Origin of the sequence: Psychrobacter sp. ASPA161_6, from assembly GCF_051970285.1 — a bacterium.
GTDB lineage: Bacteria > Pseudomonadota > Gammaproteobacteria > Pseudomonadales > Moraxellaceae > Psychrobacter > Psychrobacter glaciei.
Genome location: NZ_JBEFNJ010000002.1, coordinates 535826 through 547152 on the forward strand (window position 1 = coordinate 535826; position 11327 = coordinate 547152).

General features: G+C 44.2%; 7 protein-coding genes. 3 read left to right on the forward strand and 4 right to left on the reverse strand.

Features of this window, described 5'->3' with window-relative positions:
• Positions 1–499 precede the first annotated feature (499 nt).
• Positions 500–2098, forward strand: coding sequence for an OmpA family protein (locus ACTQ9T_RS08320; RefSeq protein WP_440464749.1), 1599 nt, complete (start codon positions 500–502; stop codon positions 2096–2098).
• Between the two features lie 108 nt (positions 2099–2206).
• Here the strand turns inward: ACTQ9T_RS08320 and nagZ are convergent, their stop codons facing one another.
• Positions 2207–3289 carry a beta-N-acetylhexosaminidase gene (gene nagZ, locus ACTQ9T_RS08325; RefSeq protein ID WP_440464750.1) on the reverse strand — a complete coding sequence of 361 codons (1083 nt, stop codon included), beginning with the start codon at positions 3287–3289 and terminating at the stop codon, positions 2207–2209.
• Between the two features lie 553 nt (positions 3290–3842).
• On the opposite strand from nagZ, the gene ACTQ9T_RS08330 reads away from it, so the two are divergent.
• On the forward strand, positions 3843–6053 hold the full coding sequence (locus tag ACTQ9T_RS08330) for a carboxy terminal-processing peptidase (protein ID WP_201592677.1): 2211 nt from the start codon (positions 3843–3845) through the stop codon (positions 6051–6053).
• A 484-nt stretch (positions 6054–6537) separates the two neighbouring features.
• On the opposite strand, the gene ACTQ9T_RS08335 is transcribed toward ACTQ9T_RS08330, so the two are convergent.
• Positions 6538–7023: an FKBP-type peptidyl-prolyl cis-trans isomerase gene (locus tag ACTQ9T_RS08335; RefSeq protein ID WP_010201899.1), complete on the reverse strand. Its 486-nt coding sequence runs from the start codon at positions 7021–7023 to the stop codon at positions 6538–6540.
• A 326-nt stretch (positions 7024–7349) separates the two neighbouring features.
• Here ACTQ9T_RS08335 and ACTQ9T_RS08340 point away from each other — a divergent pair, with 326 nt between their 5' ends.
• Positions 7350–9389 carry a M61 family metallopeptidase gene (locus ACTQ9T_RS08340; protein WP_440464751.1) on the forward strand — a complete coding sequence of 680 codons (2040 nt, stop codon included), beginning with the start codon at positions 7350–7352 and terminating at the stop codon, positions 9387–9389.
• Positions 9390–9513: 124 nt separating this feature from the next.
• On the opposite strand, the gene copM is transcribed toward ACTQ9T_RS08340, so the two are convergent.
• A complete protein-coding gene (gene copM, locus ACTQ9T_RS08345; RefSeq protein ID WP_440464752.1) occupies positions 9514–10332 on the reverse strand; it encodes a CopM family metallochaperone in 819 nt (272 codons plus the stop codon).
• Between the two features lie 357 nt (positions 10333–10689).
• Positions 10690–11304: a pseudouridine synthase gene (locus tag ACTQ9T_RS08350; RefSeq protein ID WP_440464753.1), complete on the reverse strand. Its 615-nt coding sequence runs from the start codon at positions 11302–11304 to the stop codon at positions 10690–10692.
• Between the last annotated feature and the right edge of the window lie 23 nt (positions 11305–11327).

Genomic DNA, 11327 nt, shown 5'->3' on the forward strand with positions numbered 1-11327 from the left:
TCGCTTGAGGTATTAAATATACATCTACACTCTGTTGCCTTGTACCACTTCTAAATTGAACCGGCTATATAGTCAGTTCGGAATAAAATCGATACATTGTTAGTTATGTGCGACTGGTATAAATTTTCCTTGCTTGCTGCTATCACAGAGGCTACGAAAAATTCATTCCAGTCACACTGTATCTGTTTTAAAGTGAATCTACTATATTAATTTCTGTTGTTCAATAAGCAGTCCTGTTTCTACCGAAAGCACTATTGATATGTTAGGGATTTGTACTTTGTCATCTTTCTAGTTACGCGTAACAACTGAAACATTACCTAACGTATCATTTGCACAACAACGTGTTGATTGTTAACACTTACTTAATACTTTTATAATAATGAAAATTGAATATTGCCAAGATGGTTTTAACGGTTACGGCTCTTATCTCTTAGCAAAATTTTTGAGTATTTTAATTATATAGATTGATACTAATAAGTATTAATAGGAGAGTTATATTATGGATGTTATCAGCCATTTGACGCGAACGGTAAGCCCCGCAGTATTGGGAGATGACCGTAGCCCAGCTAAGAAAAACTTGCTTGAGCAATTTTATGCTATTTTTGCCGCTCGCTTGGCAGACAAAGATACTCATGATCGCTTTTCTAGCGAGAATATCGCTCGTGATGATCAGGGATTTCATGAGCGCGTATGGACGGATAGCACACACCGTGACCAAATAGCTCGTGAGCTTGCTGGTAAACACAATGTCGATGTCACGGCTTCTCGCGGTTTAATCGCGATGGCAGCACCACTTGCGTACCATGAAATAAAGAGCTTGGCAGGGACGACACCTGTGCCGCAGTTTTTAAACGATAACTCGGCTAGCTACCAACATCATATTCCTGCTTGGGCGAGTACAGTTTTGCCAGCAGGTATGATTGCCGCTGCGCCTACAGGTGCGCGAATGTCTGATACAGTCAGCACTGCACCGCTTCAGCGCGAAGAAGAAACAGAAGGCAGTTTTATGAAAGCGCTGCTGCCCATCATTGGTCTGATTATTTTAGGCGCTTTGGCTTGGGCATTGCTTAGAGGCTGCCAAGAAAATCCTGAGCCCGTTGCTACGCCTGCTATTACCCAAGAGCAAGCCGCCGAAGGTAATGCAACAGCGGTTGCCGCTGATGTTGAGCCTGCGTCATTGCGTATCGCCACAGGTGAAAACGGTGAATTATATGCTTGCCGTATGAATGTTGGTAACGAGACGCTACAGACCAATGTCATGAATGCCTTGACCAGTGCATTTGGTGATGAAGCCAATAATTGCCGTGCCGATGTTGATGATAATTTTGCGATAGATATGCCTGCCGCCGCCCAGCTGGCTGCTATCTTGCCTATCGTCAAAAACGTACCGAATGCCAGTATGCTTATAAAAGGTGATACCATCACGGTCAATGCTCCTGATGCGGCAACTTTAGACAAGCTGGTCGCTGATTTGCAAGCAGCAGCGCCTGCGATGACAGTAAAAGCCGAAGGTGCATTAGACGCACAAAGTGAGATTGACAACAGCTTAACTGCTGCCGACACCGCGATGAGCAACCTTGGTGAAAACCCTGAACCACGTGATGTGGCGCGTGCCTTGAGCTTGCAGGTTATTAACTTCGAAGTAGATGCAGCGTCTATTCCTGATGCCAACAAATCATTCCTTGACCGTGCCTCTAAGATAATCACTGAAGTACCGAATATGAATTTGATGATTATCGGTCATACTGATAGCCAAGCAGATGACGCTTACAACATGAAACTGTCTCGTGATCGTGCCGAATCTGTAAAAGAATACTTAGTATCTCAAGGTATTGATGCAAGTAAACTAAGCACTAAAGGCATGGGTGAAACAGATCCTATCGCTGATAACTCGACGGAACAAGGTCGTTTTCGCAACCGCCGTATTGAGTTCGTGGTCAATGATGAGACCACCAGTGCAAATGATGGTATGATTATGAGCAGCGATGCGCTCGATCCTGACTTGAATCCATTAGACAGCAACAATGATGACCTATTGCCAGATAGTGATGATGCAAGTCGTGGTACAGCAGTAGATCCACAAGTGAATACTCAGTAGTCTCTAGTCAGTAATCCTTAGAAAGTTATTGATAATAAGAAAATAATTAATATAAAAAACCGCATCTGAAAAGGTGCGGTTTTTTATTTGCCAAAAAATGAGCGACTATTATCTATAGACAGTGGGATCTTTTGATTCAGCAGTAGCAGTAGATGATTGCTCTGTTGACGTATTAAAAAAGGTCTGAGTCACGTTTTTCTTTGCTTGCTGCCAGTAGTCAAACTGCTGACAAGTAGCGTCAAGGTCACCTTGCCAAACGGGGATAGTGCCACACATGGTTTTGATGCGTTTTTGATTGGGATAGGGTAGGTTTTGCGCTGCTTTAGCTGCTTCATGGGCGGCAATTCTATCATTACATACCAAGGCAATGTCGCAACCAGCTTCAATTGCTGCTTTGACGCGCGCGCTAATATCTCCAGCTGCTTGCGCGCCTACCATAGATAAATCGTCAGAGAATAAAACCCCATCAAATTTAAGCGCATCACGGATGATGTCTTTGAGCCAAATTTTAGAGAATCCCGCTGGCTTATTATCCACTTGTGAAAAAATCACGTGCGCTGGCATCAGCGCATCAAGCCATGGCAGCGTTTGGGCAAACGGCTGCATATCGCTGTTCATAATCTCATCTAAACTACGGCTATCGATGGCTTCTGATACATGGGAATCAGGAGCGATGGCACCGTGACCGGGGAAATGCTTCCCAGTGGTTGCCATCCCAGCCGCTTTCATACCATGCATAAACTGGGATGCCAAAGCAGTAATGGCTTGCGGGTCTTTATGGAAGCTACGATCACCAATGACTTGGCTGATACCACCTCTGTCGAGTACAGGGGCAAAGCTCAGATCAATGCCCACGGCCAGCACTTCTGCTGCCATTAGATAGCCGCAATCGTAGGCACAGCTAAGCGCATGGCTGGGATCTTGATTAAATAAGTCACCCAGTCGCCCCATAGCTGGCAGTGGGCTAAACCCTTCACGTAACCGTGCGACGCGTCCACCTTCTTGATCAACACCGATCAATATATCAGCATTGTGATAGCGTATATCATCACACAGTGCACGTACTTGTGCGGCATCTTTGACATTTCGCCCAAACAAGATGACCCCGCCAACTTGAGCTTGCTTGATTAAACTCACATCTTCAGCAGTCAGTGCGGTACTATCGATATCAATCATTAAGACGCCGTACATCGCGTAATCCTTATTATGTTATATCAGCAGTTGCATTTATATCAGATTCAAATGCAACCGACTGTTCAGTGTTATATTATGACAGCTATTATGAATTGAGTATAATCTGCTGGTCAAATCGGTCAAAAATAATGGCTATTAACTGTTAAATAGCGATCAGTAGCCACGAGCAATAAATGTGATAGAAAGTTTGGTATGTACCGCGGTAAAGTGTAATATTGCTTATACAGATTGAGACAATGACGCATTTATGGTCATGCTAGTATTGAGTGATTTTTCGCAAGACGCGAGTCGTATTTTTCCAATAATTAATATCGTTAAAAAGCCAAATAGTGAAAAGGCTGCGCCGTAAAAAAATAACTAATACCATTCACAAAAATTAGAGTAGCAAGGAAAACGAGTGTAAGTGCTACGCATTGTAGACTAAACGAGTTTGACACCGCTAATCGTGCTTTTTTGGTTTGGTATAAATTTGATGGATAGAGACTCACCAAGCAAATACTTTCGATGACAATTGATAATACTTTCAACTTAAAATAACTAGGTATATATGATGAAAAAACAACCAGCACAGTGGTTACTCAGTGCAGCGTCAGTGGGCATCGCCGGTCTTATTCTCACCCAAAGCTACGGCACTGCAGTGGCAGATACTAACACCGAAGGTTTCGTCCAAACACCTGAACAAAAAGTCACCACTCGTCAAGTAGCCGCCTTGCTGGATCGCAGCCATTATCTCAATCAGCCGCTCGATAGCAAAACAGGCAGCGAGATTCTGTCTATGTATATTGATAGCCTTGATCCAAACCATACCTTGTTTTTGCAGTCTGATGTCGATGAGCTAAAGAAAAAGTATGCCGCCGAATTCGGTGATCGTCTCAAGCGTGGTGATTTGTCTGCAGGGGTAGAGGTGTTTGAGCGCTATCGTAAACGCTCAAACGAATATTTTGCCATGGCAAGCAAAATGCTAAAGACGGATCTGGATTTGACCAGCAATGAGACTATCGTACTTGACCGTGAAAAGCTCGGTCACTTCAAGTCCAAAAAAGAGCAGCGTGATTACTGGGCGCGTCAGTTGAAGTTTCAGTTGATGAGTATCACGTTAGGTCAAGAAGACGAAAAAGCTAAAGAGCAAGTATTCTTGAACAATCCAGACATCACTCGTGGACAGGATTTAGTACGTAATGACGAGCGTACGCCCAGTGAGATTTTACTCAATCGTTTGTCACGTCAACAAGAGCAGTTCAAGCGTCTCAAAGATGATGAAATCATGGAGACAATCTTGAACACTGCCATGCTGACCTATGATCCGCATAGTAACTATTATGCACCGGTTCAAGCAAACGAATTACAAATCCAATCGAGTCTACAGTTAGAAGGTATTGGCGTCTCTATCCGTCCTGATCGTAAAAACCCGGACTACACGCGTATTGTGACTCTGGTGGATGGTGGCCCAGCAGCCAAATCTGGTCAGATTAAACCCAATGATTTGATTGTCGGGATCGCCAAAGACGGCAAAAACATGATCGACGTGGTTGGTTGGTCGACACGTGAGATTGTCAGTCTTATTCGTGGTAAGCGCGGTACTTCGGTTACGCTCAAGTTACGTCAGGCTAGTGCCCCAGAAGCCAGCGCTCGTACCGTCACTGTGGTTCGGGATATCATTCAGCAAGAAGAGTCAGGCGTGACCCAGCGCGTTGTAGAAGTACAGCGTCCTAATATCGATAAAACGCCAAAACGTATTGGTGTCCTTGAGATACCAAGCTTTTATTTGAACTATCGAGCGCGCCGTAACGGAGAAGATTATCGTAGCGTCAGTATCGATACCGAAAAAGCACTCAAAGAATTGAATAAAGAAAATATCGATGGTCTCGTGGTCGATCTGCGTAATAATCCTGGTGGGTCATTAGACGAAGTGGCCAAAATGCTCGGCTTCTTTATCAAGAGTGGACCACTGGTGCAAATTCGTGACAATCGCGGCAATATCCAAGTGTACCGTGATGATGATGGTGGCGAACAACTCTATGATGGCAAGGTGGTCGTTATTACTAACCTAGCATCTGCCTCTGCTAGTGAAATTTTTGCTGCTGCTATCCAAGATTATGGCCGTGGCTTGGTAGTCGGTAGTACCACTACGGGTAAAGGCTCTGCTCAGATTCAACTGGACAATTTAGCGCTAGGTTCTGCGACTTTAACTCAGCGCAAGTTCTATCGCATCACCGGCGGTAGTACGCAAAATAAAGGCGTTGTTCCCGATGTCGAATTGGTCAATATCTATGATGATGCGACCTTTGGTGAGCGCGCGCAGAAAAAAGCACTGCCTTGGGATACCATCAAAACCGCACCTTATAAGCCTGAAGGCAAATTTACCAACGATACGTTAGCGACGCTGAATCAGCAGTCTACAATCCGTCAGCAAAAAGACCCACAGTTTACTTACTTATCAACGTTGAACGATATTCGCAATATGGATGATGAGAAAAAACCTGTCAAGCTCGATATCAATAGCCGACGCGCCAAGATGCAGCTGATCGAAAAGCGTTCATTAGAGGCGGAGAATAAACGTCTCATCGCCACAGGTGAGCGTCCGTATGCCAATTGGAATACCTATCAAGCCGCGATGGATGCGAAGTTTGAAGAGCGTAGTCAAATGAAAGCCAATGAACGCCCAGAGCTACCTGAAGATGAAACTTTCATCAATGAAGCGGCTTATATTATGCTCAGCGCTGACTCAAAAAAAATGATCAGCCCTGAAGACAGTCTCTAGCAAGCGTATCACTGTGAGCTAGAAAAGCAGTTAAATAAAAATCCGTGTAAGCATAGGCTTACACGGATTGACGCTTAGACCTCTTACTAACTTATCATCAATCTGCGATTATAACTGTACGGCACGATTGAACGAAACGGTTCATTGATACTAGGGATTGGTATCTTAAAATCGCGTCAGGGATAGATGGTTTGCTGATTAAGGACAATAAGGCTGGATGCCTGCTAGTTATAAGATACTCCGGGATTAAGTATCATATAGCGTTAACATGGATGGTTGGTAATAAAAGCCGCATAGCGCTCGTCGTTACGCGGCTTTGTTACGTTTGGAAGAACGTGTTTTTCTATAAATAAGCCATAAAAATCCATAAGCCATAAAACACAAAAAAAGGTCAGTAGACGTATCTACTGACCTTTTAGAATAAACGACAAGCTTCATCTTACTTACTTGTCGTTTAAGCGTTTTACTAATGCTCTAATAGAGATTAGTGTTCAACGCCACCTGCGCCATGTACATGGCCGTGGCTTAGTTCGTCTTCAGTCGCTGCACGTACTTCTTGGATTTCAACATCAAAAGTCAAACGCTTACCAGCTAATGGATGATTAGCATCAACAACTACTTCGTCATCATTCACTTCAGTAACCGTAACCAACATTACTTGGCCACCGGCTTCTGACTGAAACTGCATGCCAGGCTGGATGTCATCAACGCCTTGGAAGTTATCGCGTGGTACATGCTGTACGGCTTGTTCTTGATATTCGCCATAACCATCAGCAGGCTCAACGACAGCGTTAACTTTTTCGCCAGCAGATTTGCCTTCTAGTTGTTGTTCTAGGCCTGGGATGATGTTGCTGTGACCATGTAGATAAGCAAGTGGCTGACCTTCTGGTGATTGGTCGAGCACGTTGCCTTCGTCGTCTTTTAGCGTGTAATTGAATTTGACGGCAGTGTCTTTTGCGATAGTAGTCATAAATTATCCTAAATATATCTGTGTAAAAAATTAAATACGGTTGCAATAAACCTAAAAAAGCCAATCGGCAAGCCAGATAGCCACGTCATTAGTCAGTTATCATCAGTTTATTAAAGTAACTTTAGCAGTTAGCATCTTTAATTGCGATGGCCCACATAACTTTCAAGGGAAAAACCATAAAAAATGCCAATTAATGTCATAATTTATGAAAATAAGCGCTATTTTCTATGCTTTACCGTACAGCGGGTTGCTTGTAAAGGGTCTGCCAGTTGCATTTTTGGCTAAGGACTTCTACCATAACGATAAAAATGAGGATGAGAAAGACGATGAATTCATTGACCAATAACGCTAACGTGCCTACTTCTGACGCCAACACTGCTAATAATGAGTCAACAGAAATTGCCTCAATCAGTAAGTCTGCTCGACCTGTGCCTGATATTAGCTATCGATTCGATTTTGAGCGTTTTTTTGAGCATTTGGTTGATGTGTCGCTCACCTTTACTACAAACGTAGATGCTCCAAATCTTTGGTTGCCAGCATGGATACCAGGTAGCTATTTGATGCGCGAGTTTGCCCGAAACATTACTGCGGTACATTATCAAGTTATGGACGACGATAATAAAAGCGCTGAGATGCACCGCGCGATAAAGACAGACAAACACACTTGGCAGTTGCCACAAGTCAAGGCAGCTCAGACAGTAAATGTTCATTATGAAGTCTACTGTTATGATTTATCCGTACGCACCGCTTATGTCGATCAGCAGCGTCTATACGGAAATTTTACCTCTTTAGCATTAGCAGTCGATGGGCAGGAGCAGACGCCTGTACAAGTCAGCTTGATAGTGCCAGCCGCATTTTTGGCGGATAAACAAGAAAGCCATGTGCTTTTAGCCTGTGGTTTAGACGCTACGCACCTGCGCCTTGATGGACAGCAAACGGATGAGCAGAAAGAGGATGGTCAATACAGTTACGAGCTACAAGCAAACAGCTATCACGAGCTGATTGATTATCCTTTTGAAATCGCTGAGCAGGATACATTTGATTTTATCGTCCAAGACCACGCGCATCAGACCTTACCTCACCGTTTTTATCTGTCGGGTAAGCATAATGCCAATATGGGCAGGCTACAGCAAGATGTCACCCAAATTTGTCAGACGTATCTAGATTGGCTGGGTGATGCACCATTCAACGACTATACGTTTATGACTTTTGCCAGTGGACAAGATTATGGTGGTCTTGAACACATCAATTCGACCAGTCTGATTACGCCGCGTCGCGACTTGCCGAGTATTGACGAACCCAAAATACCTAGCAGCGATTATCAGCGTTTTTTAGGCTTATGTAGCCACGAGTACTTTCACGCGTGGTGGGTAAAAACCGTACGCCCAGATGTTATGTTGGATGTAGATTTGCGCCGTGAAGCCTTTACACCACTGCTTTGGGTATTTGAAGGTTTTACGTCTTATATCGATGACTTTATGTTGCAAGCATCAGGCGTGATCGATAAGCCAAGCTATCTCAAGCTACTGGCTGAGCAAGTCAATCGCTATTATCAAACGCCTGGACGCGCCTATCAAAGTATCGCTGAGTCGAGTTTTGATGCGTGGATTAAGTTATATCGCAGTGATGAAAACACAGGTAATGCTGGGATCAGTTACTACAATAAAGGCGCATTGGTGGCGCTTTGTTTGGACTTAACCTTGCTCGAAAAAAGCAACGGTCGTTATCGTTTATTTGATGTGGTCAAAGCTTTTTATAGCCAAGCAACGCAGAATGACAACCGACGGATTGGTATCAGCAGTGCCGATATGGGTAAGGTTGTCGGGCAGTTTATGTCGCTTGCCGATTGGCAAGAGTTTGAGCGCCGCTATGTCAATGGCGTTGATGAATTACCGATTGAAGCACTATTGACTGCAAATGGTATAAAAATGCGTACCAATACCAAGGAAACTTCTGACAAGTATGTGCCTTGGGGTATGCGCTGTCATGAGACACCAGCTGGACTCAAGGTAAATCGCGTGACACGTGACAGTGTGGCTGCCAAAGCTGGTATTTCGGCGCATGATGTTATTGTCGCCATTGATGGTATCAAGGCAGACACTAAGCAGTTAGCGTCGCTTAGTACGGCAGAGCATGATGTGGAATGTTATCTGTTTCGTCGGGACGAGCTGATGTGCGTCAGCGTATTACCTAAAGTAGCGCTTAGTAGTGGACAGCAGCAAGGCATGACTGAGAAAACCTTTCCGCACAAAGTAAGTTTACACTTGGCAAAGACAGATCCAGTGCCCGATGATAATGGTGACCATTTACCACTACCGGCAGGCTGGCAGACATGGCTTAATGTTATGGAGCGTCAGCAAGTATAAATATATCAAAAGTATAGCTGTATCAATTCGATAAAAACCCCTACTAACCATTTATGATTAGCAGGGGTTTGACGTTATGGGTTTTACACTTATTGATATTGATTGACCGTATTTAGGTAGTGGGCTACTCAGCAGATTCTTTAGCATCTACTTCGTTTTCGACAGTTGCGTCATTACTAGTTGCGTCATTGTTGAGCTTATCGATTTTGTTAGCGGCAATCCAATTTTGCATCACTTGAATCTCAGGCTGCTGGGCGTCGATGATATCTTGAGCCAACTTGTGCATCTCTTCATCCGTACCATACTTGAGCTGTATCTTTGCCATGTCTACAGCGCCAATATGATGTGGCAACATACCGCGTGCAAAAGCCATATCAGGTAGCGGATCGGTAATAGCGAGCATCATGTCACCATGCATCCCGTCCATACTCTTGGCATAGGCTTGTTGCATGGCTTGGGTATTAGGCTTAGGTTTGGCAGCATCAGGATGGCCGGCAAGCCATTTATTCAGAATGTCTATCTCAGCTTGCTGCGCTACCGTAATTTTTTGCGCAAGTTCTCGCATGGCTGCGTCAGTACCATACTTCAGCTCGATTTTTGCCATGTCGATGGCGCCGCGATGATGCCCTAACATGCCTTTCGCAAAGGCGGTATCGGGATCGTTATATGCCATACCGATCATCATCTCATCATGCATTCCTGTCATCGACTTAGTGTAGTCTTTGAGAATGTCTGTCATTTGCTGCTCATCTGCCATTGCATCGCCACCTGCCATATTATGACCATCCATATTTTCTTGATCAGCCGTCATCTCAGTTGCTGGTGCCGCCACTTCTTCTGCGGGCATCACCTCACTACTCTCTGTTGCTGGCTGACAGGCGCTCAGAATAAAAGCAGCAGAAATGCTGGTGGCGAACAAGGCAAAACGACGAGAAGCAATCATGACATATCCTTATAGAGACAAGCTAAACAGTAAATAAATGCGAAATACGGCACTAATATGACAGTAAGGCAGTAAAGTGCTGAATCTTAACAGATAAACCTTACCAGTTCGAGACGCTATGTTTAACGGGTCGTAATATATTTGCTAGATTTTATTACTAATCTATATAAAACTCCTAATCTACATAAAACAGGCATAGTCAGGTTAATATAAAAGAGATGCAGCGTGACTGGTATAAATTTTTTGCAGCCACTGCTAGTTCCACATTTGAATGTTCAACAGACCCTAGACGTTGTTCGATGTGTCTATGATCTTATGTAAATTATCATCAGTCAATACGCCTGATGACAGAGCAAGTTAATTACTGACACCCAACTCCCTCAGTTTCGTACTGTCTAAATGAATACGCACAAACTCACCAACTGCCAGTTCCTCCAATTCGAAGCCTGCCACTGACCAACGAATAAGACGCAGGCAAGGCAATCCAACGTGAGCCGTCATGCGTCTAACTTGGCGATTCTTTCCTTCATAAATCGTCAGCATCAACCATGATGTCGGTATGCTTTTACGCTCACGGATAGGTGGCTCACGTTGCCAGAGTGGCATAGGCAAATCCTCTTCACTAAGCTGTTTGATGTCGGCAGGTAGGGTTTTGCCATCTTTGAGAATGACGCCCTGTCGAAGCTTATCAAGTTGCTCAGCAGTAGGCATGCCTTCAACTTGCACTAAGTAAGTCTTACCTTGCTTACGTCCAGCATTGGCTTTTGGTGGATGGGTAATGGCTTTGTTAACCCTGCCATCATTCGTCAGAATCAGTAAGCCTTCAGACGTCGCATCCAGCCTACCAGCCACGCGCAAAGACTTGTCAGTAAAATACTCTGATAGGGTGGTGTGGTCGTTGTTGCTGTCATCACGGAACTGACTTTGCACACCGTAAGGCTTATTAAACAGAACGAGACTGGTGGTCGACATAAGGTAGCGTTTCCTAAATAAAA

Bases quoted from the DNA above. Each gene is read 5' to 3' on its own strand.
- ACTQ9T_RS08330 (WP_201592677.1), top strand. From the start codon at position 3,843: ATGAAAAAACAACCAGCACAGTGGTTACTCAGTGCAGCGTCAGTGGGC.
- nagZ (WP_440464750.1), bottom strand. From the start codon at position 3,289: ATGTACGGCGTCTTAATGATTGATATCGATAGTACCGCACTGACTGCT.
- ACTQ9T_RS08335 (WP_010201899.1), bottom strand. From the start codon at position 7,023: ATGACTACTATCGCAAAAGACACTGCCGTCAAATTCAATTACACGCTA.
- copM (WP_440464752.1), bottom strand. From the start codon at position 10,332: ATGATTGCTTCTCGTCGTTTTGCCTTGTTCGCCACCAGCATTTCTGCT.
- ACTQ9T_RS08320 (WP_440464749.1), top strand. From the start codon at position 500: ATGGATGTTATCAGCCATTTGACGCGAACGGTAAGCCCCGCAGTATTG.
- ACTQ9T_RS08340 (WP_440464751.1), top strand. From the start codon at position 7,350: ATGAATTCATTGACCAATAACGCTAACGTGCCTACTTCTGACGCCAAC.
- ACTQ9T_RS08350 (WP_440464753.1), bottom strand. From the start codon at position 11,304: ATGTCGACCACCAGTCTCGTTCTGTTTAATAAGCCTTACGGTGTGCAA.